At 45.6% G+C, this 22,816-nt stretch carries 19 protein-coding genes; 14 read left to right on the plus strand and 5 right to left on the minus strand.

Going from position 1 to position 22,816, the window contains the following annotated elements; all coding sequences use genetic code 11:
- Positions 1–12: 12 nt before the first annotated feature.
- The 11 genes from CCC17_RS03475 to rlmD all read left to right on the plus strand — a co-directional run bounded on the left by CCC17_RS03475 (position 13) and on the right by rlmD (position 14,381).
- The gene (locus tag CCC17_RS03475) at positions 13–798 is read left to right on the plus strand and encodes a 5-deoxy-glucuronate isomerase (protein WP_147603457.1); all 786 of its coding nucleotides are present in this window, start codon (positions 13–15) and stop codon (positions 796–798) included.
- A gap of 95 nt (positions 799–893) precedes the next feature.
- Complete coding sequence (locus tag CCC17_RS03480; RefSeq protein WP_270389032.1) at positions 894–2,045, plus strand: iron-containing alcohol dehydrogenase; 1,152 nt, start codon at positions 894–896, stop codon at positions 2,043–2,045.
- A gap of 119 nt (positions 2,046–2,164) precedes the next feature.
- The gene (locus CCC17_RS03485; RefSeq protein ID WP_287082507.1) at positions 2,165–3,112 is read left to right on the plus strand and encodes a substrate-binding domain-containing protein; all 948 of its coding nucleotides are present in this window, start codon (positions 2,165–2,167) and stop codon (positions 3,110–3,112) included.
- 305 nt (positions 3,113–3,417) lie between these two features.
- Entirely contained in the window at positions 3,418–4,785 is a 1,368-nt protein-coding gene (locus CCC17_RS03490; RefSeq protein ID WP_287082509.1) for an MFS transporter, read from the plus strand.
- 134 nt (positions 4,786–4,919) lie between these two features.
- On the plus strand, positions 4,920–6,659 hold the full coding sequence (locus tag CCC17_RS03495; protein ID WP_287082511.1) for a cache domain-containing sensor histidine kinase: 1,740 nt from the start codon (positions 4,920–4,922) through the stop codon (positions 6,657–6,659).
- Positions 6,659–8,245, plus strand: a complete 1,587-nt coding sequence (locus CCC17_RS03500) for a response regulator transcription factor (protein ID WP_287082513.1) — start codon at positions 6,659–6,661, stop codon at positions 8,243–8,245. Before CCC17_RS03495 ends, CCC17_RS03500 begins: the two co-directional genes overlap by 1 nt.
- A gap of 15 nt (positions 8,246–8,260) precedes the next feature.
- Positions 8,261–9,304, plus strand: a complete 1,044-nt coding sequence (locus tag CCC17_RS03505) for a LacI family DNA-binding transcriptional regulator (RefSeq protein WP_287082515.1) — start codon at positions 8,261–8,263, stop codon at positions 9,302–9,304.
- Positions 9,305–10,160: 856 nt separating this feature from the next.
- A complete protein-coding gene (gene iolG / locus CCC17_RS03510; RefSeq protein ID WP_015524414.1) occupies positions 10,161–11,174 on the plus strand; it encodes an inositol 2-dehydrogenase in 1,014 nt (337 codons plus the stop codon).
- Between the two features lie 26 nt (positions 11,175–11,200).
- Positions 11,201–12,100 carry a myo-inosose-2 dehydratase gene (gene iolE / locus CCC17_RS03515; protein ID WP_021650721.1) on the plus strand — a complete coding sequence of 300 codons (900 nt, stop codon included), beginning with the start codon at positions 11,201–11,203 and terminating at the stop codon, positions 12,098–12,100.
- A gap of 160 nt (positions 12,101–12,260) precedes the next feature.
- The gene (locus CCC17_RS03520) at positions 12,261–13,106 is read left to right on the plus strand and encodes a class II fructose-bisphosphate aldolase (RefSeq protein ID WP_015524416.1); all 846 of its coding nucleotides are present in this window, start codon (positions 12,261–12,263) and stop codon (positions 13,104–13,106) included.
- Between the two features lie 102 nt (positions 13,107–13,208).
- Positions 13,209–14,381: a 23S rRNA (uracil(1939)-C(5))-methyltransferase RlmD gene (gene rlmD, locus CCC17_RS03525; protein WP_059085471.1), complete on the plus strand. Its 1,173-nt coding sequence runs from the start codon at positions 13,209–13,211 to the stop codon at positions 14,379–14,381.
- Here the strand turns inward: rlmD and eutJ are convergent.
- Positions 14,378–15,202: an ethanolamine utilization protein EutJ gene (eutJ, locus tag CCC17_RS03530; protein ID WP_015524418.1), complete on the minus strand. Its 825-nt coding sequence runs from the start codon at positions 15,200–15,202 to the stop codon at positions 14,378–14,380. The genes rlmD and eutJ overlap by 4 nt on opposite strands.
- A 59-nt stretch (positions 15,203–15,261) precedes the next feature.
- The gene (locus CCC17_RS03535; RefSeq protein ID WP_118752525.1) at positions 15,262–17,394 is read right to left on the minus strand and encodes a glycogen debranching protein; all 2,133 of its coding nucleotides are present in this window, start codon (positions 17,392–17,394) and stop codon (positions 15,262–15,264) included.
- Positions 17,395–17,608: 214 nt separating this feature from the next.
- Here CCC17_RS03535 and CCC17_RS03540 point away from each other — a divergent pair, with 214 nt between their 5' ends.
- A complete protein-coding gene (locus CCC17_RS03540; protein ID WP_092070442.1) occupies positions 17,609–18,790 on the plus strand; it encodes an ATP-binding protein in 1,182 nt (393 codons plus the stop codon).
- A gap of 20 nt (positions 18,791–18,810) precedes the next feature.
- On the opposite strand, the gene CCC17_RS03545 is transcribed toward CCC17_RS03540, so the two are convergent.
- On the minus strand, positions 18,811–19,179 hold the full coding sequence (locus tag CCC17_RS03545; protein ID WP_015524421.1) for a hypothetical protein: 369 nt from the start codon (positions 19,177–19,179) through the stop codon (positions 18,811–18,813).
- Positions 19,180–19,448: 269 nt separating this feature from the next.
- Between CCC17_RS03545 and pap the strand changes: the two genes are divergently transcribed.
- Positions 19,449–20,921, plus strand: coding sequence for a polyphosphate:AMP phosphotransferase (gene pap / locus CCC17_RS03550; protein WP_118752541.1), 1,473 nt, complete (start codon positions 19,449–19,451; stop codon positions 20,919–20,921).
- 64 nt (positions 20,922–20,985) lie between these two features.
- On the opposite strand, the gene sigG is transcribed toward pap, so the two are convergent.
- Positions 20,986–21,765 carry an RNA polymerase sporulation sigma factor SigG gene (gene sigG / locus CCC17_RS03555; protein WP_015524423.1) on the minus strand — a complete coding sequence of 260 codons (780 nt, stop codon included), beginning with the start codon at positions 21,763–21,765 and terminating at the stop codon, positions 20,986–20,988.
- A gap of 113 nt (positions 21,766–21,878) precedes the next feature.
- Positions 21,879–22,133 carry a YlmC/YmxH family sporulation protein gene (locus tag CCC17_RS03560; RefSeq protein ID WP_015524424.1) on the minus strand — a complete coding sequence of 85 codons (255 nt, stop codon included), beginning with the start codon at positions 22,131–22,133 and terminating at the stop codon, positions 21,879–21,881.
- 138 nt (positions 22,134–22,271) lie between these two features.
- Here CCC17_RS03560 and nrdR point away from each other — a divergent pair, with 138 nt between their 5' ends.
- On the plus strand, positions 22,272–22,721 hold the full coding sequence (nrdR, locus tag CCC17_RS03565) for a transcriptional regulator NrdR (protein WP_021976805.1): 450 nt from the start codon (positions 22,272–22,274) through the stop codon (positions 22,719–22,721).
- Positions 22,722–22,816 lie beyond the last annotated feature (95 nt).

Here is a 22,816-nt window from a genome sequence, read left to right on the forward strand (position 1 = left end):
GGAGGTAAGAAAATGAGTAAAGTATTTGGTTATCCGGAATATGACGAAAAAGGTGAAAAGATTCTTACAACATACGATAATGAGTACAAGGCCATGATGATGGACATCCGTGTTTACCGTATGAAGGCAGGGGAGACAAGAACATTTTTAAGAGAGGGTGAGGAGACAGCAGTTCTCCTCCTCTCCGGAAATATCACCTATAAATGGAACGGAAACGAAGCAGCAGCAACCAGAAAAGATGTGTTCACAGAGGGACCTTGGTGTGTTCATGGATGTACAGGAACTGAGATCGCAGTTGTGGCAAATGCGGAGTCACAGATCCTTGTCCAGTGTACAAAGAATGAGAAAGATTTCGGTGCAAGGCTTTACAAACCGGAAGACGCTCCATGGGGATATTCCTGCGTAGGAAAATTCGGAAACGTGGCAAAGAGAAGAGTAAATACGATTTTTGATCACGACATTTCACCGGAATCCAATATGGTACTTGGTGAGGTTCTCAATGACAGAGGAAACTGGTCCGGATACCTGCCGCACAGACATCCGCAGCCTGAGACATACTTCTTCAAATTTGATCATCCGGAGGGATTCGGAGCAAGCTTTGTCGGTGACCAGGTATTTAAGAGCACAGATGAGAGCTTTTCCGCGATTCCAGGAGGAGAGCTTCATCCGCAGGCAGTTGCACCTGGATATCAGATGTATACATGCTGGATGATCCGCCACATTGACGGAAATCCATGGCTGCAGACAGACCGTTGCGAGGATGAGAGATATACCTGGCTTCATGACGCCGAGTTTTAAGGATTCGGAGATACTGATACTGGATTGTAAATAGCAGGCAGCAGACCTGCTGCTATTATGAAAAAAATTGTACTGACTGAAGGGAGATTTTGACAATGGCAAGAGAATTTATTGTACCTGGAGAAATTATTTCCGGTTCCGGAGCACTGGACATGGCAGAAGACGCACTGAAACTCCTTGGTAAAAAAGCTCTGATCGTAACCGATAAAGTAATGATCGACCTGGGAAACTGTGCAAAAGTTGAGAAGGCGCTGACAAATCAGGGCATTGCATACAGCATTTATTCTGACATCTGCGGTGAGCCGACAGATACCATGATCGAAAAAGGCTTACAGATCTATAAAGATGAGAATTGTGACTTCCTGGTAGCTCTGGGAGGCGGAAGCCCCATTGACTCTATGAAAGCCATCGGCTCATTGGTAGTAAATGGTGGAAGCATTTCCGACTATATGGGAAAAGTGATCGATGTAAAGATGCCGCCAATGGCAGCGATCCCTACCACAGCAGGAACGGGATCTGAGGCAACACAGTTCACGATCATCACGGATACCAAAAAAGACATCAAGATGCTTCTTAAAGGCAAAGTTCTCATGCCGGATCTTGCAATTATCGACCCGCAGTTTACTATGACTGCACCTCCAAAGATCACAGCAGCAACAGGTCTTGATGCACTTTGTCACTGTGTGGAAGCTTATACATCCAGAAAAGCACAGACACTTTCCGATACTTTTGCAGTATCTGCAGTAAAGAGGATCTTTAAATATCTTCCGGTTGCATACAAAGACGGAAAGAATGAAGAAGCCCGTGTACAGATGTCTGTCGCTGCTCTTGAGGCAGGAATCGCATTTAACAATGCATCTGTTACCATTATCCATGGAATGAGCCGTCCGATCGGAGCACTGTTCCATGTAGCACACGGACTTTCCAATGCCATGCTTCTGAAGGAGTGCCTTACCTTTGCGCTTCCCGGAGCATACGACAGATTCGGAGCGTTGGGACGTGATATTGGTGTGGCGGATGCAACTGATTCTGATCAGGAAGCGGCTGAGAAATTCCTGAAAGCAGTAGAGTCACTTGTAAATGAACTGGATACTCCGACTCTGGAGCAGTTCGGTATCAATAAAGAAGAGTTCTTCAACGTCATCGACAAAATGGCACATGATGCCATGGACAGTGGAAGTCCTCAGAATACCATGCGTGATGTAACAGAAGAGGAAGTAAAAGAAATCTACAGAAAACTCTGGTAAAATGTAAATGTAAACCCTGCATTGCCAGATAGGAAAAGACTCCGGACCGGAGAAAAAGGCTCCGGAGTCTTTTTTCCCGTGGCAAATATAGCTGCAAAAGAAAAGGAGGCATATCCTTCATGAGAAAAAAGTATATCTGTATTCTGGTGGCAGTCATAGGAGTTTGCAGCCTTTCCGGATGCTCTTCTTCTGCAAGGAAAACAGAAGAAGAGCAGGTAACGATCGGTGTTGTTACAAAATCTAAAAGCAGTGAATATTGGTTGTCTGTCTGCGACGGGATGAAAGATGCGGCAGAAAAATATCATGCAGATGTGGTGATTCTGTCCCCGGATTCCGAAACAGAAGAAGAGGTTCAGAAAAATATGATCCGGGATCTTCTGAAAACCGATATCCAGGCGATGGCAGTTTCTCCTATAGATTCCTATGAATGCGAAGATTATTTAAATTTCGCAAGAGAAAAGGGGATTTCTGTATATGCCTGTGATACTCCCATAGAGGATTCAGAAATTCCTTATATTGGAATTGACAATGAAAAACTAGGCTATGAGCTGGGCGAGCAGCTTGCAAAGGCTCTGGATCATAAAGGAAAGATTGGCGTGATCGCCGGTGATTTTAAGCAGGCTGGACACCGGATGCGTGTTGCCGGATTTGAAAAATATATGGAAAAAGAGCCTGGGATCACCATTGAAATGGTTCGGAACGGATACAGCAATATGCGGGTTTCCCAGAAGGATGTGGATGAGATCCTGGTGAAGTATCCGGATCTTAATGGAATCATGACCACAAGTGCGGTGACGGCTCTGGGACTTTCAGAGGCAACTGAAGGATGGGAGATTTCTATTGTTTCCGTAGATGCTCAGGAAGATGCCTTGAAAGCGGTTCAGGATGGGCGTATCGTGGCGCTTGGCGCGCAGTCCGGTTATCAGATCGGTTATGAAACCATCCGGTATATTGTGAAGGATCTGGAGGGAGAGGGAACAGGAGAAGATGAGATTCTGGATTCCCAGGTGCTTACCGAAGAAAATATTGATACATATATGAAGGATGACGGACATTCTCATCCCTGATACAAGCAGGTTTCCATCCGCTGCTTATTATTTTTTACAATCCGGCAGAGGCATTGACTGATTCGGTAAAAAGTCAGGCTGGTATCCAAAAATAAAACACAAAACATAAAAATAGGACAAAAGAAGGATGTAGAGATATCAGAACCAGAAAAACTTTGGTACAGATTTAACAGTCAGGTAAAAATAATACCGAAAAAACTAAAATTTCTCATACTTTGATAATCCCGTATTTTCGATAAAATAGAATCATCAAAAGGAAAGCGAAAATAAAAAAACGAAAAGAAATGAAAGGGCGGGATAATAAGATGGAGAAGAAAAAACTTTCGGTATCAACAGGGCTGTGTTATGCTGGAGGAGATGTAGGGTGTAATATCGTGTTCGGAATGATCGGAACACTGCTGACGCTGTTTTACACAGATTATGTGGGGATAAGCGCAGCAACAGTAGGACTGGTAATGTTACTTTCCAGATGCTTTGATGGATTTTCCGATCTGGTCATGGGTGTCATTGTAGAGAGGACCAATTCCAAATGGGGAAAATCAAGACCCTGGCTTCTGTGGATGAGCATTCCGTTTGCGCTGTCAGCAGTACTGCTTTTCACAGTGCCGCGTACAACAGGGATGCTTCAGTTTCTGTATCTCTTTGTAACCTATAACTTCTGTACGACCATATGCTATACAGCGATCAATCTTCCATATGGAAGCCTTTCTTCAATGATGATCCGCGAATCATCAGAGAGAGATAAACTCAGTGTATTGAGAATGGGACTGTCACCTATCGGAAAGATCGTTGCAGCAACCTGTACACTGCCGCTTGTAAAGCTTCTTGGAAATGATCAGGCTGCATGGATCAAGGTTATGAGTGTATGGGCAGTGCTTGCACTTGCACTTCTGCTTCTCTGCTTCTTCAAATGTGAGGAAAAGGTTCAGATCGAAGCAAGAAAGAAAGATGAGAAGCTTCCGATTCCGACAATGCTGAAGGCACTTTTTGCAAATCAGTATTTCTGGGCAGTAATGCTTCTGTGGACAGTACAGAGTGTATCCTTTACGATCACAGGAACCATTCTTCCGTACTACTGCAAATATATTTTCAACAATGATACATGGATGTACAGCGCACTGTTCCTTACAGAAACCCTGGTTCTGGTAGTGGGAATCTTCATCTGCTCACCGTTGATCAAGAAATTCGGAAAAAGAAATATCGCATTTGTCGGCGGATTTGTTGCACTTGGCGGACAGGTTCTGTTTTTCCTGAATCCATACAGCTTCGGCTTCATGGTTATGAGCTGTGTCACACGTGCCATCGGACTTGCTCCACTGAACGCAGTTGTATTCAGTATGGTTGGTGATGTAGTAGAGTTCGGACAGTGGAAAAACCATATCCGTCAGGAAAGCCTGATCTTTGCAGGCGGTTCCATCGGAACAAAAGTTGGCGCAGGTCTTGCCTCCGCAGTGATCACAGGTCTTTTAAGCAGTTCCGGATATGTAAGCTCATCTGCAGGAATAACTGCACAGCCGGAAACAGCACTGGAGATGATCGTTTCTCTTTATAAATTTGGACCGATCCTCATTGCAGCAGTGATCATTGTAACGCTTTTTGGATATAAGCTTGACAAAATGTATCCGGCGATCATGCAGGAGCTTACCGAGCGCGAGGCACACGGACAGTTATAAATATTTTATTGTAAAACATATATTCAACCGCAAACAGGAAATCAGGCAGGGGTAGGATACTCCTGCTGTTTCCTGCGTTTATGGGCATATAGCATAGAGAGGCATATATCCGCTTTACAGAAGGGAGGAGTTCTATGTTAAAAAGTATCCGGGCAAAGATATTACTGGCGATCCTGACAGTAACCATGTTTACTGCCTGTTCTCTTACAGGGGTATTTTATTTTCGGGCAGCAGGGATGATCGAAGAAAATTATTCCGGGATCCTGTATGGACGGATGCAGCAGACTATAAAAGATCTGGACGAATCCCTGAAAGAGATTTATTATGTGAATACGAGAACTGCCTGGGATACAGATATACGGAATAATGCGAAGGAATACAGCTGTACAGGAAATGAAAACAGCCTGGAAAAAATGGCCGGGCTTCTCCGGGAACACAGTCGGGAATATAAAGATATCAACTCCCTTTACTTTGTCTTTCCAGACAAAAAAATGGCTGTGACTTCTGAGGAATTTCCGGTAAACAAGCAGGGGATTTCAGGAGAACATATCGAGGGATTGGAAAAAATACAGGAACTGGATTCCTTTCCGGTTCTTGTGGAATCTCCAATCCATGAAGGCGGTAGCTTTCTTTCTGTGATCCAGAAGGTAGAGGATGATAACGGAGAGATTCTGGGGTATGTTGTCGCAGATATCAGGGAACGGGCAATTTATTACGAATATCTGGAAGCTGTCAATGATGAAAAGATCACCAGAATAGTTCTGGTAGACAGAAATGATGAAATCGTGACATCCGGAGACTACAGTGACATTGGAAAAACATTTCCGGAGATTACAGAGCAGAATGTTCCAAAAATGGAAGGCTATGCAGAAAAAAACGGTGTGATCTCTTTTTTCAGCAGAGGTAGCTTTTCAGACTGCGGCTTATATCTGGAGGTACCGAAAAAAGAAGTTTTAAGCGGACTTTCCCGGATGCGGCTCTTTCTGATCGGAATATTTGGTGCAGTTTTTGTGGCAGCTGTGCTGCTGGCACTGTGGCTCTCCAGAGTAGTCTGCGGACCGCTCAGATCCATGACTGGCACGGTTGAGAAGGTTGGTGAGGGAGATCTGAGCCTCCGTACAGAAGTGACTACTGCTGATGAGATCGGAACCCTCGGAAAAGAATTCAACCACATGCTGGATTATATCGAAGCTCTGATCGCCCAGGTGATCGAAGAGGAACAGCAGAAAAAAGATGCAGAGCTGGAAGCACTGCAGTATCAGATCACACCGCATTTTATGTATAATACATTGAACTCCATCAAATTTGCGGCATTTCTGAAAGGGGAAAAAGAGCTGGCAGGGCTTATTGGAGATTTCGTGGAGCTTTTGCAGGCCAGTATCAACAAAAAGGGAAGCTTCCTTTCTGTTGCCGATGAGATCCATATACTGAAAAATTATATCCATCTGCAGGATTTTCGCTATCAGGGAAGCTTTCAGGTGAAATATGAGATCTCTGAGGAAGCATACCGGTGCTATATTCCGAGACTGATCCTTCAGCCGCTTGTGGAGAATGCGCTTCTTCACGGGATCGACATCAAGCGGCAAACAGGAAAAATCTGGATCAGCGGAAACGTAAGTGAAGGAAAGCTGATCCTCATAGTAAAGGATAACGGCAGAGGAATGACAAAAGAGCAGATCCGAGATCTTTTTAACAGTCATGCAAAAAAAACAAACGGACTTTCCGCAGTGGGGATTCCTAATGTAAAAGAACGCCTGGAGCTTTATTACGGGACACAGGGAGGAATGGAATACGTAAGCAGTGGAAATGGTACGGAGGTCACGGTATTTCTGCCTGCGATCTATGATATGCCTGAAGAAGGGAGAAAAAATTAATGTACAGAACACTGGTGGCAGATGATGATTTTCTTGTAAGGAGCTATCTCAAAACCCTGGATTCCTGGGAAAAAGCAGGATATGAGATCGTGGATGATGCAGAAGACGGGGAGGAAGCTTATGGATTTCTTCAGAAAGAAAAAATCGATGTTCTTGTGACGGATCTTACCATGCCTGTGATGGATGGAATTGAGCTGATCAGAAAGATCCGTGAGGAAAACAGAGATATCTATATTATCGTGCTCAGCTGTCACGATGATTTTGAATATGTAAAAGAAGCCATGCGTCTTGGGGCGGATGAATATGTATTAAAGAACAGTCTGGATGAGGACAGTCTTTATGACACTCTGGAAAAATCAGCCCGACTGATCGAGAACCGCAGAAAAAAAAGCCAGGAACAGGCCCGGACGAGAAAGCTGATCCATCTGGGAAGTCACGCTCTGAAGTATTATTTTTTTAACGGACTGATCTCGGGAATGCTGAAAAATCAGGCACGTGAGGAAAAGCGTGTGGAAGCCGGAATCGCCGGGAAATATTTTAACAGTGCTGTGATCTGTATGTTTATGGAGAACTGGGCAGAGAGGGAAAGACAATGGACGCCGCTGGAAGTGGAACAGTATTCCCATCATTTCCGTCACAGACTGCTGGAACGTACGGAGGAGCTTCTTGGGACAGAAAGTGAATTTACGGAAGTGGTCTATCTTGGCGCAGGGATTTTTTGCTGTTTTCTTGATCTTTCCGGAGACTGCAGGACATCGGCTATGCAGCAGAGACTGACTGAGGCAGCAGCGATCTGCTACCGGCACTGTCAGGAGGATCTTTGTGATTTTGGTATCAGTGTCAGCAGTGTCTGCATGGGAGAGGATGGGATCCGCCAGGCTTATCAGCAGGCCAGAGAAATGATGAAGCTGCATTTTTATGAGAAAAAAGAGATCCTTTATTTTGAAGGACGGAAGAAAGCGGACAGTGTTTTACCGGAAAGTGCTGAGAAGCTGGAAGGGCAGATTTCCAGGCTGAAGGCAGGGAAAGACCGAAAGAAAGCGGAGGAGCTTTGGACACAGGTTCTCGCTGACTGTCAGGATCGTTATACCGACGGAAGACTTCTGGTACAGTGGCTTAAGAAATTGAATCAGACAGCCGGAATTGAGAAAGAGCCCATCTGGTATGGAGATATCGAAAGCTTTGAGAAATTCAGGGAAAAGGGCAGTGCCTGTATTTCACAGCTTTTTGTAGGGGAAGAGGATGCTGTTCCGGAGGGGACCTCTGCTGCTGTGAAAAAAGCTCTGGAGTTTATCCGGGAACATTATGAAGCGCCGATCAGCCTTCAGGATGCAGCAGATGCGGCGGAGGTGAATCCTGCTTATCTCAGTTATCTTTTCAAACAGGAGATGAAGATCGGTTTTTCCAATTATGTGCAGGAGCTTCGGATCGACTGTGCAAAGAAGCTTCTTTCAGAGACGAACTGTAAAGTTAAGGATGTGGCGTTGCGTTCCGGGTTTGGAGATTATCATTATTTTTCCAAGATATTTAAGAAGTTTACGGGCTTAAGTCCTGCGGAATACAGAAAAGAATCCGGATTATCATAGAAAGAGGTGCTGAGTATGGGAGTTACTATAAGGCAGATCGCGGAAGCTGCCGGTGTTTCCAGAGGTACTGTTGACAGAGCGTTAAATAACAGGGGCAGGATCCGTCCGGAGGTTGCTGAGAGGATCCGTGCCATCGCTGAGGAGATGGGGTATAAGCCGAATCAACTGGGCCGTGCTCTATCCATGAGCAGAAATAATATTAAGATCGGCGTGATCCTGCAGGGTGCGGAAACACCTTTTATGAAAGAAGTTCTGAAGGGAATCCAGGAGGCGTGCGCTGAGGTGGATAATCTTGGTGGTACAGTCCTGGTCCATAAGATCGAGCATCAGAATGCGGAGGATGTTATTCTCGCCATGGAGAAGATGCGGATGGAAGAGGTTCGTGGTATTGCCATGGTTCCTTTGGATGAGGAACGTGTGAAAAGGGAAATTGACCGGTTTGTGGAGGAATTTCGGATCCCGGTGGTGACGTTTACTTCGGATGTGGAGGATACGAAACGGCTTTGCTTTGTAGGGCAGAACGGTGTGCAGTGTGGCCGTGCGGCTGCGGGGATTATGGGGGAGCTGACCGGTGGAAAAGGAAAGGTTGCTGTGATTTCCGGCTATAGTACCAATACTTCTTTGAGCAGCAGGGTGGTTGGATTCCGTGAGGAAATTGCGCGGAAGTATCCTGGGATTGAGATCATTGGGCCGGAGTATTGCTTTGAGGAGAATGGCCGGGCCAGGGAGATTACGGAAGGGATATTTAAGGATGTTCCGGATCTTGACGGGATATATCTTACTTCTCATGGTGAGGAGGGGGTGTGTGAGGCAATCGCCGGAGCGGGGAAAGCTGGTCGGGTGAAGATGGTTGCCAATGATTTTATGGGGCGGAATTATGAGCTGATGAGGGGAGGATTTATTCATTTCCTGATCGGGCAGGATGCCAGGATACAGGGGTATGAGCCGGTGATGATTTTGTTCCGGCTGCTGTTTAATGGGGAAGCGCCGGAGAGGGCGAAGATTTTTACGGAAATATATATAAGGAATGAGTATACGATTCCGGAGGGGAGACACTGAAGTGGGGTGTCTCCTTTTTTGTGCGGAGGGACGCCGCGGAAGGGGATGCTGTCTGGTCTGCGGCTTCGTCGGGGGCTGGCTTCTAGGACGCCGGAAATCTGCTAAAAGCGTTTTTCAAAAGTCCGAACTCGCGGCCTGCTGCCGCTCAGACAGCGGACTTTTGAAAAACAACGCAGATTCCCGCCGTCCAAGAATCAGCTCCCCTCCTGCAGAAGCAGAGCCAGACAGCATCCCCTTCCGCGGCTGGTGTTTCCAGCGAGAAAAAATGTCGTTTGACGATAGGTTATGGGTCGTCAGCGCTGCGCTGGACGACTGCAAGGGCTGAGTTTGCGCCTGTTTGCCGGGAGAGTTGTGGGCATCGGCGCTGCGCTGGATGCTTGAAGGGATGTAAGCTGTGATGCTGTGCAGGATGTTTGAGGGGATGTGAGCTGTGATGCTGTGCAGGATGCTTGAGGGGATGTGAGCTGTGATGCTGTGCTGGATGTTTGAAGGGATGTAAGCTGTGATGCTGTGCTGGATGCTTGAAGGGATGTGAGCTGTGATGCTGTGCTGGATGCTGGAAGGGATGTGAGCTGTGATGCTGTGCTGGATGTTTGGAGGGTGGTGGGGTGTGGGAGATTTGGGACGATTGTGTGGGAATGTGTTGGAAATGTTTTCGGTGAAGTTAACCTAAAAATATTACATATTGTGGCTAAAAATAGTTCTCGTCATTTTTAATAGAAAAAAGATGGTAATATTGTACAATATTAGGGGTTGCGATTTGTGCGTTGCGATGATATTATATTAAGCATAAAGAGCGTGTTCGGACACGCAAAGAGATTACATTGGGAAAATAAATCAAAAGGAGATCAAAACTATGATTAAAGTTGGTATTATCGGAGCAGGTAGAATTGGTAGAGTTCATATTACCAGTATCACAACAAGGGTGCCGGATGCGGTGATCAAGACGGTTGCAGATCCTTTCTTAAATGATGAGACTGCTGCATGGGCTAAGAGTATGGGTGTTGAGCACACGACTAAGGATTATAAGGAGATCATCAACGATCCTGAGATTTCCGCAGTTCTGATCTGTTCTTCTACAGATACTCATTCTCCGATTTCTGTAGAGGCTATCAAGGCTGGCAAGCATGTTTTCTGTGAGAAACCGATCGATCATGACATTGCCAAGATCAAAGAGGTTATCGATGCTCTTGAGGGCACAAATCTGAAATATCAGGTTGGTTTTAACAGAAGATTCGACCATAACTTTGAGTCTCTTCAGCAGGCTGTTGCAGCTGGTAAGGTTGGTAAACCGGAGATCATCAAGATCACTTCCCGCGATCCTGAGCCGCCTAGCATTGATTATGTTAAGGTTTCCGGTGGCATGTTCCTGGATATGACAATTCATGATTTCGATATGGTTCGTTATCTTGCAGGCTGCGATGCTACAGAGGTTTATGTTCAGAGCGCAAATCTGGTTGATCCGGCTATTGGTGAGGCTGGGGATGTTGATACAGCTGTTATCACTCTTCAGATGGAGAATGGCGCTATTGCTGTTATCGATAACTGCAGAAGAGCTTCCTATGGCTATGATCAGAGAGCTGAGGTTTTCGGTTCTGATGGTATGGCTGCTATTTCCAATGACAGCCAGTCTTCCACAGTGATCAGCAATGCTGAGGGTGTTACAGGCGAGAAGCCGATGTTCTTCTTCCTTGAGAGATACATGGACGCTTATGGTAAAGAGGTTGCAGCATTTATTGATGCGATCGTTAATGACAAAGAGACACCTCTTAATGTTTATGATGGTCTGAAACCGGTATTAATGGGTCTTGCAGCTAAGAAATCCAGTGAGGAGCACAGACCGGTTAAGATTTCTGAGATTATGGAATAATTCAAATAAAAAAGGAGAATTGACCAATGTTTGATAAGAATAAAGTAAAGCTTGGTATTGCACCAATTGCATGGACAAATGATGATATGCCGGATCTTGGCAAAGAGAATACTTTTGAGCAGTGCGTCAGTGAGATGGCTCTTGCCGGTTTCACAGGCTCCGAGGTGGGTAACAAGTATCCGAAGGATCCTGAGGTTCTTAAGAAGGCTCTTGAGCTTCGTGGTGTTGAGATCTGTAACCAGTGGTTCTCAAGCTTCCTGATCACCAAACCGTTTGAGGAGGTTGAGAAGGAGTTCCGTGCACAGCTTACTTTCCTGAAAGCTATGGGTGCGAAAGTGATTGGCGCATCTGAGCAGAGTCACAGTGTTCAGGGCCAGATGGATACTCCGGTTTTCGGACATAAATATGAGATGAATGACGAAGAGTGGGATATCTTCTGCACAGGCATGAACAAGCTTGGTAAGATCGCAAAAGAGGAGTATGGTATTGCTCTTACTTTCCATCATCATATGGGTACTGTTGTACAGAGTCTTGCTGAGGTTGACCGTATGATGGAGAATACAGATCCTGAATATGTAAGTCTTCTTTTTGATACCGGTCACTTTACATACTGTGGAGAGGATCCTCTTGAGGTTGTAAAGAAATATGTTCACAGGATCAAACATGTTCATCTGAAGGATATCCGTCCGGAAGTTGTTGAGCAGGTTAAGAAAGAAAACATGAGCTTCCTTGCAGGCGTAAGAGCCGGTGCCTTCACGATTCCGGGAGATGGATGCATCAACTATGATCCGATCTTCAAGGTTCTCGAGGATGCAGGCTACGAAGGATATATGGTTGTTGAGGCTGAGCAGGATCCGGCTAAGGCTAATCCACTTGAGTATGCGATCCGTGCAAGAAAATTTATTGCTGAGAAGACAGGCTTATAATTACGGCAGGGAAATAGGTGCATGCTGATGTACAGTTAAGCGGAATAAAGATGTCCGCTTTGCATAGAAAAAGCGGTATCAGCCAGTAGTGCTTTGACACCGCTTTTTTCTGTAAGAAGATGCAAACAGTGTACGATAAACAGGACGGGAGGGCCGAATCATGGCACTTGTGAAAATGAAAGATCTGCTGAGACGTGCCGAAGAGAAAAATATTGGCTGCGGTGCTTTCAGTGTTGGTAATATGGAAATGGTAAGAGGTGCGATCCGTGCAGCAGAAGAACTGGATACTCCGATCATCCTTCAGATCGCGGAGGTGCGTTTGAAAAATTCTCCGCTTCACCTGATGGGACCGATGATGGTACAGGCTGCAAAGGAGGCTAAGGTGGATGTGGCTGTCCATCTGGATCATGGTCTTACTTTTGAGACGGTTGACAAGGCTCTGGAGCTTGGCTTTACATCGGTTATGCTGGATGCTTCTACGCTTCCTTTTGAGGAAAACATCGCCAGAGTAAAGGCCGTTGTGGAGAAAGCACGTAAATACGGCGCTACAGTTGAGGCTGAGCTTGGACTTGTGGGCGGAAGTGAGGATGGAAGCTGTGACCACGGTATCCGCTGCACAGATCCGGATGATGCGGTCGTTTACGCAAGAGAGACAGGTATTGATGCGCTTGCAGTTGCCATCGGGAATGCCCATGGTAATTATCCGGTAGCGCCGACGCTTGCTTTTGATGTATTGGAGAAGATCCATGAGAAAGTGGATATTCCGCTGGTTCTTCATGGCGGCAGTGGTATCACTGATAAAGATTTCCAGAGGGCGATCTCTCTTGGCATCCGTAAGGTGAATATTGCCACAGCAAGCTTTAACAGCCTGACAGCTCATGTGGAGAAATATATGGAATCAACAGACAAGCATAATTTCTTTGACCTCAATGAGGCTATGGTCCAGGGTACTTACGAGAATGTGAAGAGACATATTCTTGTATTTAATGAGCCATATCAGGAGTAGGTCAAGGATTTTCTTGTAAAAAAAGAAAAGGTCTGATAAGATGTTCTCAGTGAAAATAACTGGGAACATCTTTTTTGTGCCCATAAAAGAGGAGAGATAAAAATGGAACAGAAAGAGACTGTCTGTTCAGTTGCGAAGAAATGCGGCGGTTGTCGTTATCAGGGTGTATCCTACCAGGAGCAGCTTCGCAGGAAACAGAGAATTACAGAAGGCCTTCTGAAAAAATTCGGAAAAGTAGAGCCGATCATTGGAATGGAAGATCCCTATTATTACAGAAACAAAGTTCATGCAGCTTTTGGCCGTGACCGGAAGGGAAACGTAATTTCCGGGATTTATGAGGAGAAGAGTCATAGGATCGTTTCCGTAGATGACTGTATGATCGAAGATAAAAAAAGTCAGGAAATCATCCGTACCATACGTGGTATGCTGAAATCCTTTAAGATCAAGACCTATGATGAGGATACAGGATATGGACTTCTCCGCCATGTGCTTGTGCGGAGAGGCTTTTCCACAGGAGAGATCATGGTGGTATTAGTTACGGTTTCTCCAATATTTCCATCTAAGAATAACTTTGTAAAAGCTCTCCGTAAAGAGCATCCGGAGATCACTACGGTGGTTCTCAATGTCAATGACAGACAGACAAGCATGGTACTTGGAGACCGCAATATCGTACTTTACGGACCGGGATTCATCAAAGATCGACTTATGGGACTGACCTTCCGTATTTCTCCATCTTCTTTTTATCAGGTAAATCCTGTGCAGACAGAAGTACTTTACGGAAAGGCTATGGAGTTTGCGGCAATGACAGGAAAAGAGAGGGTGATCGATGCTTACTGCGGCACAGGTACTATCGGGATCATCGCTTCCGGGAATGCCAGGGATGTCATTGGTGTAGAACTGAACCGTGATGCTATCCGTGATGCCAGAATGAATGCCAGGGAAAACAAGATCCGTAATGTTCGTTTTGTTCCGGGAGATGCAGGATGGTTTATGGAAGGAATGGCAGCAGAGGGAGAGAAGGTGGAGGTTGTTCTCATGGATCCGCCACGTTCCGGAAGTGACCGTAAATTCCTTCACTCCCTTTTGACTCTTTCACCGGAAAAAATTGTTTATGTATCCTGCAACCCGGAAACCCTGGCAAGAGATCTTGCCTGCCTTACTAAGAGAGATTACCTGGTAAAGAAGATGCAGCCGGTTGATATGTTCCCGCTCACCGATTCAGTGGAGGTTGTTTGCCTTCTGGAGAATCGTAGGACCAGACCGGGAAGAGCTTAGATTTTTGGCAGCTCACAGTGATATGCGATGCCAAGGGGCGTAACAAGAAGCGGATGGACCGGACGGTATACCGGAAGCTTCAGCCTCTTTTCAAAAACGGTAGTAAATTCCTTAAACATGGAAGAACCGCCAACTACATAAACAGCCGGAACCTGATAGCCCTTTAGAAATTTCTCGGTGATCACAGCCATTTTTTCTACAGTGGCCTTGATCACAGGGAAAATTTCGTCTTCTTTTTCCGGAGTAGTTTTCAATACTTCGGCTTCCTCATAAGGAATCTTATAGTGACCGGCGACTGTCATGGTCATATGGCTGCCGCCAGTAGCCTCATCATCGGTGTAGATAACTTTTCCGTCTTTCAGGATGCTGATACCGGTTGTGCCGCCACCCACATCCACAACAGCACCGTCTGTGATCTTAAGGACAGCAGCTGCGGCAGTAGGCTCGTCCACGATATTTGTAACCTCGAAACCGGCACCCTCCAGAACATAGCCGATGCTTTTGACACTGCCTTCAGAAACTCCCGGAGGGATGGCAGCAGCACCGTAAGTAAGTTCTGTGCCAAGCCTTTCCTCCAGCTCATTTTTAAGCTTTGTCACAAGCTGGACAGATTCATAGTAATTGACGATCACTCCATCCTGGATCGCATGGGATGGTGCGGAAATTCCGGCTATGGGACGGTTATTCCGGTCGACAACGGCAAGAACGGTATTGGCAGTACCAAGGTCGATGCCTGTCTTCAGACGACCGCGGAATTTTTTACATTCACCTGTTTCTACAAGTTCTGCAAAATTGGACAAAGTTCTGTTTTTTAATTCCATTCAAAATACTCCATTTCTTTCAGACAGGGACAAAAAGAATTTTGCCCCTGATATAAATTCTAATAATTGCGGCCGGTAAAGATGGCAACGGATCTGGGCCGCATGCAGAAATCGTGTTCAATGCGTGGCTCCTGGCCTTTTTCGTAGAAATAACGGCCATTTCCGTCACCGAACGTGTTGACACAGAGATACCATGCACCGGGACGGGCAAGCTCCGGAAGTGTGACCGTTACGTCCTCCCAGTATGCGTTGATCACAATGTAGATCAGGTCATCAGTGCCTTTGCTCTTATTATAGCCTGCAAAGCTTACAGCGAAGGTGTGGGCATCTCTTGGAATGGTCACATCCCTTGCGTCAATGTTATGAGTGTGGATATTTTCCATACCGCATACTGCGTTGGGAAGCTTCCGGGAGATAACAGGGTGGTCTTTACGGAACCGGATCATAAATTTGAAAAATTCAAAAAGATCGTGATTTTTCTCCAGAAGCTTCCAGTTGATCCATGAGGTTTCGTTATCCTGACAGTAGGTATTGTTATTTCCGTGTTTTGTGTTTCCGAATTCATCACCTGCAAGGAACATCGGGGTTCCGCGGCTGGACATCAGTACAGCACAGGCATTTCGTATCATGCGGAAGCGGAGGGAGAGCACTTCGGGGTTGGTGGAATCGCCCTCTTCTCCACAGTTCCAGCTGCGGTTATCGTTGGAACCGTCGGTGTTATTCCAGCCGTTTGCTTCGTTGTGTTTTTCATTGTAGGAATAAAGATCATACATGGTGAAGCCATCGTGGCAGGTAAGGAAATTGACACAGGAATTGTATCCTGCATAATTGTCATTATGATCAGAATAAAAGCCTCCGTACAGATCACCGGAACCGGAAATACTCCATGCAGCGTCCCAAGCATTCCAGAAATCTCCCTTCAGGAAGGAACGGAGGCAGTCACGGTAACGGCCATTCCATTCAGCCCATCTGCGGCTGGCAGGGAAAGAACCAACCTGATACAGCCCGCCGGCATCCCAGGCTTCTGCGATCAGTTTGACATTTCTAAGGACCGGATCGTAAGCGAGAAGCTCCAGAAGGGGCGGATTGTTAAGTGGAGAACCGTCCTCATGGCGTCCGAGAATGCTGGCAAGATCGAAGCGGAAGCCGTCCACACGGTAGTTGATGGTCCAGTAACGTAAGCATTCAAGGATCATCTGACGTACAATGGGATGGTTACAGTTCAGAGTATTTCCACATCCGCTGAAATTGTAGTAATTTCCCTCTGGAGTCAGCATATAATAAACCTTATTGTCAAAGCCCTTAAAGCAGAAGGTTTTTCCCAGCTCGTTTCCTTCGGCGGTATGATTGAATACAACATCAAGAATTACTTCGATGCCATTTTCGTGGAGCTCACGGATCAGCTCTTTCAGCTCAGTTCCCTCACAGTTATGCTCCGGCTTGGAAGCGTAGCTGGTGTTTGGAGAAAAGAAGTTGACAGAATTGTATCCCCAGTATTCCAGAAGCCGTTTGCCATTTACAGTACGGGCATTCATATTCTCGTCGAACTCGAAGATCGGCATCAGCTCTACGGCGTTGATCCCCAGTTCCTTGAGATAAGGGATCTTTTCACGAAGACCGGCAAAGGTTCCCGGGTGCATAACACCGGAAGAAGAATCCTGTGTAAAGCCGCGGACGTGAAGCTCATAGATGATCAGGTCACTGATCTTACGGGTGGACTGCGGCATGTCTTCCCAGTCAAAGGAATCACGTACCACACGGGCATGATAGCTTCCGATCTTTTGCTGGCCCCATTCACGCTGACCGGCAACGGCTTTGGCATAAGGATCAAGAAGAACCTTTGTCTTATCGAAGATGTGACCCTTTTCCGGTTCGTAAGGACCGTCAATGCGGTAGCCGTACTCCAGATCTTCGATGTCCAGTCCCATGACGATCATGGAGTAGACATCACCGATACGACAGGCATTGGGAAAAGGAAGGACTGCGAAGGGTTCCTCTTCTCCGGAGTGGAAAAGAAGAAGCTCGCAGGATGTACCGTGGCGGGTATGTGCGGTAAAGTTGACTCCGTTGGAAAGAGGAGTAGCGCCATTTAATTCAAAAAACCCGGGACGTACAGGAAATCCCGCAATAATATCTGTGGGCCGGGATGTCAGTGTATTCTCAGAGAGCATAGTCTGATTCTGTGTTTTCATTTCCGGTATCCTCCTTGGTGAAAATTTTTTTACAAACAAAAATATTATAACTGATTTTCAGAAAAAAGTACAGGCTGGGTTGTTGAGAACAAAGTGAACAGCAGCATTCCAATAACGCGGGAACCTTCGGGAAAATCTTCTTGAGGTTTTTGACGGGAAGGCTTACAATATGAACCAGAAACTTTGAAAATGTAAGGAAAGGAATAATAGCAGTATGAATGAAGAAACACTGGAGATTTCTTTTGACCAGATAGAGAAAGAACGGGGGAAATATCTTCTGATAGATACCCGTGATAAAGTAACTGTAGAATATGGAATGATCCCGGGAGCAATCTCTGTTCCGGAACAGGAACTGGAAGAGCGGGCAGAAGAACTGAGGGGGGATAAGATACCGGTCCTTTACTGTACAAGAGGGCTTTTCAGCCAGGAGGGTGCAGAGATGCTCCGGGAAAAAGGAATTCCCGCACTGAGCCTGAAAGGTGGATATACAGGATGGCTTTTTCAGCAGATGCAGAAAGAATCCGGTAAAGAGAACAGTGAAGAAGAGGAAAATGATGCAATGGAACAGCGGCGGAAGGATATCGAGCTGAGTATCCGCAAAAAGTTCCATAAGCAGCTGTTTTCCAGATTTGCCAGGGGAATCAACGATTATGAGCTGGTGAAGCCGGGAGATAAGATAGCAGTCTGTATTTCCGGTGGTAAGGATTCCATGCTGATGGCCAAACTGTTCCAGGAACTGAAGCGTCATAACAAGTTTCCCTTTGAACTGGTGTTTCTTGTGATGGATCCGGGATATAATGAGGCAAACCGTGCGGTGATCGAGCACAATGCCAGGCTTCTCGGGATTCCGATCACAGTGTTTGAGACTGAGATCTTCGATGCGGTTTATAATATAGAAAAATCCCCATGCTATCTCTGTGCCCGTATGAGAAGGGGCTATCTTTACAGCAAGGCAAAGGAGCTTGGCTGCAACAAGATCGCTCTTGGACATCACTATGATGATGTGATCGAGACGATCCTGATGGGAATGCTTTACGGAGCGCAGGTACAGACTATGATGCCGAAGCTCCATAGTACAAATTTTGAGGGAATGCAGCTGATCCGTCCTATGTATCTGATCCGGGAGGCAGATATCAAACACTGGAGAGATTATAATGACCTTCATTTTATCCAGTGTGCATGTAAATTTACCGATACCTGTACTACCTGCCGTACAGATGGTACCAGTGTTTCCAAGAGAATGGAGATCAAGAATCTGATTGCAGAACTTAAGAAGGTAAATCCACATGTAGAAAGTAATATTTTCCGAAGTGTGGAAAATGTTAATCTTCATACAGTTATCGCATACAAAAAAGATGGAGTGAAACATTCTTTTCTGGAAGGGTATGAGGACTGACAGATATAAATAAAAGCTGCTCAGGCGTTAGCCCGGGCAGCTTTTACTTTTTCCCGCTGTTTGGTAAGATCATAATATTCATCAGAGATGATCCCGCGACTGGAAAGTGCTTCGTAGGTTTTCTGCTGTGCGGGGGTCATCTTCATTCCGATCGTGGAATTGACATCGGTCAGTACGCAGCTTGTTTTTTCTACCAGCCAGAAAAGTGCGGAATCATCATCGGGGATCATTTTCCAGATTTCGTTTTCTGTATATGGAAGAAGGGACATGAGAGTTTTTAAGTGTCCATCCTGGATCAGACGGTAATCCCCGTCCGGCATGATGATGCCATCGCCATAGAGTTCTTTTTTCTGTTCCATTTTCTGCAGAAGTTTTTCTGTGAGTTTCATGATCGGCTCCTTGATCTTTATTATTTCAACAGTTTTCAGGCACTGCTTTTTTATGAAGTTAAAAAAATAACAATCAGCGTCTATTGTATGAAGCGGCGACAAAAATGTCAAGAGGTTAAAAAGATTTTCGATGCTTATGAATGATTTTTGTTGTGCAATTTGTTTGCTTTTGTGAGGCTAAAGGTTAAAATTATGTAAAAATTATCGTAAAATAAGATCTTCTGTGGTATAATATGAATATTCAAAAAATTCAAGGAAGGACGATGCAGATGTTGAAAAACTGGAACCCGGAACAGATTCCGGAAAAAGAGGATATCAAAGTGCGTTTAAGCGCTGCAAGAACCAGATTATATGAATTGCAGATGGCTCTGAAAGAGCATAAGATTCCGGTGATCGTGCTGTTTGAAGGCTGGGGAGCTTCCGGAAAAGGAAGTACCATAAGTAAGGTGATCAAGAATATCGATCCTCGTTTCTTCAAAGTTGCGACTATGTCAGCACCTACAGAGGAAGACCTTCGGAAACCATTTCTTTACCGATATTTCAGGGAAATCCCGGAAGCGGGCAAGTTTACATTCCTGGATTCAGGATGGATGGATCAGACCTGTCGTGAACGTATGGATAAAAAGCTGAAGGGTGACAATTATTCAAAACGGATTGACAGTATCCGGAGATTTGAACGTCAGCTGACGGATAATGGATATGTACTCCTGAAATTTTTTATGCAGATCGACCGGAAAGAACAGGAAAAACGTATGGGCATCCTTCTGGAAAGCAAGGATACCAGATGGAGAGTCAATGAATATGATCTCTGGCAGAATGATCATTATAAGAAGTGCAGAAAGATTTTCGACCAGTATATGCAGGATACCAATACATCTGCGGCTCCATGGTATATTGTCGATGCCGGTGACCGGAAGTGGGCAGAACTGCAGGTACTGGAAACCATGATCAGCAATATAGAGGTTGCCATGGAAAACAGCAAACATGCAGTGCCGATCCTGCAGAATGTTTTTCCTCTGGTGGAGATGCCCAGATTAAGCGAGATTCCTCTGGATGGAAAAGAAGTGGGGGATGAAGAGTACAAGGCAGAGCTTAAGGAACTGCAGGCAAAGCTTGGAAGTCTGCATAACCGTCTTTACCGAAAAAGAGTGCCTGTGATCATCACCTATGAAGGCTGGGATGCTGCCGGAAAGGGAGGAAATATCAAGAGGATCACGGAGGCTCTTGATCCCCGTGGATTTGAGGTACATCCTATCGCAAGTCCGGAGCCTCATGAAAAAGCCCGTCATTATCTGTGGCGTTTCTGGACAAGGCTTCCCAAGGATGGTCACATTGCCATCTTTGACCGGACGTGGTACGGAAGAGTGATGGTAGAACGTCTGGAGGGCTTCTGCAGCGAGAATGACTGGAGACGTGCCTACAATGAGATCAATGAATTTGAGAAGGAGCTTTCTGACTGGGGCGCTGTGATCGTGAAATTCTGGGTCCACATTGATAAGGACACCCAGCTTGCCAGGTTCAACGACCGCCAGAGCAATCCGGAAAAACAGTGGAAGATCACGGATGAGGACTGGAGAAACCGTGAAAAATGGGATCAGTATGAAACAGCAGTAGATGAGATGCTTCAGAAAACCAGTACTGCTTATGCACCATGGCACATTCTGGAATCCGTAGATAAGAAATATGCAAGGCTGAAGGCGCTTCGGATCGTGATCGAAGAAATTGAGAAAGCGCTGAAATAAGAGATAAAAGCTGCGGCAGGATAACAGATATTCTGCTGCAGCTTTTTGTCTGAAGAGAGATGAATCAATTCCGGAGATAGTTTCGCATACTGCGAAGAGCATGTTTTTCCAGTCGGCTGACCTGAGCCTGGGAGATACCAATCTCATCAGCTACCTCCATTTGGGTTTTTCCCTCGTAGAAGCGGAGATCGATAATGTGACGTTCACGCTCTCCAAGCCGGTTCATGGCATCTCGAAGAGAAATATCCTCCACCCAGTTTTCTTCCAGGTTCTTTTTATCACTGATCTGATCCATAACATATAGGGTATCTCCGCCTTCGGAATACACGGGCTCAAAAAGGCTTACCGGGCTCTGGATCGCATCCATGGCATAGACGATCATTTCCTTGTCGATACCGATCTCATCAGCGATTTCTGCAATGGTAGGCTCTTTGAGATGCTGCCGCATATAGTTTTCCCGGGTATAGATGGTTTTGTAAGCGATATCCCGCAGAGAACGGCTGACCCGTATGCTGTTGTTATCACGGAGATATCTTCGGATCTCTCCGATGATCATGGGAACTGCATAGGTGGAAAATTTTACCTGAAGAGTGGTGTCGAAATTATCGATCGCTTTGATCAGGCCGATGCAGCCGATCTGAAAAAGGTCATCCGGATTTTCACTGCTGTTCTGAAAACGCCGGATCACGCTTAAAACAAGCCGCAGATTGCCTTTGATGTACAATTCCCTGGCTTCTTCATCGCCAGCTTTGATTCTTTTAAAGAGCTCCGCCTTTTCTTCCTGATCGAGAACGGGAAGGGTTGAGGTATTTACTCCGCAGATTTCAACTTTATTCAGTGCCATCTTAGAATCCTCCTTGTCTTGTCAGTACATTAAGATGATTCTCAGAGGGCGGTTGAAATATACTTTTTCAGGGAAAATATAAAAAATAAAGGGCCTTGACAATAAGGAGGTATTTATTCTCCGGACAGCAGTTTTTCATTACGGAAATCAACAAGGATGATATCTTCGCCGATCTGGCGGATGCAGTCCCATGGAATGGAATATTCATTTTCTTTGGAAAAACACCAGCAAAATTTTCCCGGTTCCGGCATGATCAGGGCTTTCAGACGTGCGGTTTCACAGCAGAATTCCACATCAAGAGGGCAGCCAAGACTGCGGCAGGTATGGATATTGATCACTTCTTTTTGTTTCAGCTCACAGATGCGCATAAATTCATCACCTGGTATGATTTTATGGAAAATCTGTAAAATTTATGCAAGTCCGATTATTGACACATTATGTGCATTTATTTTATAATAAAAACGAATTTAGTAATGATTTACTGATCCGGAAAGGGGGAGAGTTCCGTGAGATGTCCGTTCTGTAACCAGGATAATACAAGAGTTGTAGATTCCAGACCTGTAGAGGATACCAATTCCATCCGCCGCCGCCGTCTCTGTGATGCCTGCGGAAAGCGTTTTACAACTTATGAGAAGGTGGAAACGATTCCGCTGACTGTGATCAAGAAGGATCAGAACCGGGAAAGCTATAAACGTTCCAAGATCCAGGATGGTGTTCTTCGTGCCTGCTATAAGCGCCCCATTCCCATTGAGAGAGTGGAAGAGATGATCGATTCCATAGAAGGAGATATTTTCCGGTCAGAAGACCGTGAGATCAGCAGTACCAAGATCGGAGAGATCGTTATGGAGCATCTGAAGGATCTGGATGCGGTGGCGTATGTACGCTTTGCGTCTGTATACAGAGAGTTTAAAGATGTCAGTACCTTTATGGATGAGCTGAAGAAGCTGATCAATTAAGAGATTAAATGAATAGACCGCAAATGCAGGAGATTTCAGGCCGATTGTCAAAAGACAACCGGCCTTTTTTGAAACATGAATGTTCGATTTTTCAG

It is taken from the genome of Blautia sp. LMAG:36, from assembly GCF_008680535.1.
Lineage (GTDB): Bacteria > Bacillota > Clostridia > Lachnospirales > Lachnospiraceae > Blautia_A > Blautia_A fusiformis.

What these genes read in the sequence shown, in the direction of transcription:
- CCC17_RS03490 (WP_287082509.1), top strand. Translation starts at nt 3,418, where the DNA reads ATGGAGAAGAAAAAACTTTCGGTATCAACAGGGCTGTGTTATGCTGGA.
- pap (WP_118752541.1), top strand. Translation starts at nt 19,449, where the DNA reads ATGTTGAAAAACTGGAACCCGGAACAGATTCCGGAAAAAGAGGATATC.
- iolE (WP_021650721.1), top strand. Translation starts at nt 11,201, where the DNA reads ATGTTTGATAAGAATAAAGTAAAGCTTGGTATTGCACCAATTGCATGG.
- CCC17_RS03540 (WP_092070442.1), top strand. Translation starts at nt 17,609, where the DNA reads ATGAATGAAGAAACACTGGAGATTTCTTTTGACCAGATAGAGAAAGAA.
- CCC17_RS03485 (WP_287082507.1), top strand. Translation starts at nt 2,165, where the DNA reads ATGAGAAAAAAGTATATCTGTATTCTGGTGGCAGTCATAGGAGTTTGC.
- CCC17_RS03545 (WP_015524421.1), bottom strand. Translation starts at nt 19,179, where the DNA reads ATGAAACTCACAGAAAAACTTCTGCAGAAAATGGAACAGAAAAAAGAA.
- CCC17_RS03500 (WP_287082513.1), top strand. Translation starts at nt 6,659, where the DNA reads ATGTACAGAACACTGGTGGCAGATGATGATTTTCTTGTAAGGAGCTAT.
- eutJ (WP_015524418.1), bottom strand. Translation starts at nt 15,202, where the DNA reads ATGGAATTAAAAAACAGAACTTTGTCCAATTTTGCAGAACTTGTAGAA.
- CCC17_RS03535 (WP_118752525.1), bottom strand. Translation starts at nt 17,394, where the DNA reads ATGAAAACACAGAATCAGACTATGCTCTCTGAGAATACACTGACATCC.
- sigG (WP_015524423.1), bottom strand. Translation starts at nt 21,765, where the DNA reads ATGGCACTGAATAAAGTTGAAATCTGCGGAGTAAATACCTCAACCCTT.
- CCC17_RS03495 (WP_287082511.1), top strand. Translation starts at nt 4,920, where the DNA reads ATGTTAAAAAGTATCCGGGCAAAGATATTACTGGCGATCCTGACAGTA.
- iolG (WP_015524414.1), top strand. Translation starts at nt 10,161, where the DNA reads ATGATTAAAGTTGGTATTATCGGAGCAGGTAGAATTGGTAGAGTTCAT.
- CCC17_RS03475 (WP_147603457.1), top strand. Translation starts at nt 13, where the DNA reads ATGAGTAAAGTATTTGGTTATCCGGAATATGACGAAAAAGGTGAAAAG.
- CCC17_RS03480 (WP_270389032.1), top strand. Translation starts at nt 894, where the DNA reads ATGGCAAGAGAATTTATTGTACCTGGAGAAATTATTTCCGGTTCCGGA.
- CCC17_RS03560 (WP_015524424.1), bottom strand. Translation starts at nt 22,133, where the DNA reads ATGCGCATCTGTGAGCTGAAACAAAAAGAAGTGATCAATATCCATACC.
- CCC17_RS03520 (WP_015524416.1), top strand. Translation starts at nt 12,261, where the DNA reads ATGGCACTTGTGAAAATGAAAGATCTGCTGAGACGTGCCGAAGAGAAA.
- rlmD (WP_059085471.1), top strand. Translation starts at nt 13,209, where the DNA reads ATGGAACAGAAAGAGACTGTCTGTTCAGTTGCGAAGAAATGCGGCGGT.
- CCC17_RS03505 (WP_287082515.1), top strand. Translation starts at nt 8,261, where the DNA reads ATGGGAGTTACTATAAGGCAGATCGCGGAAGCTGCCGGTGTTTCCAGA.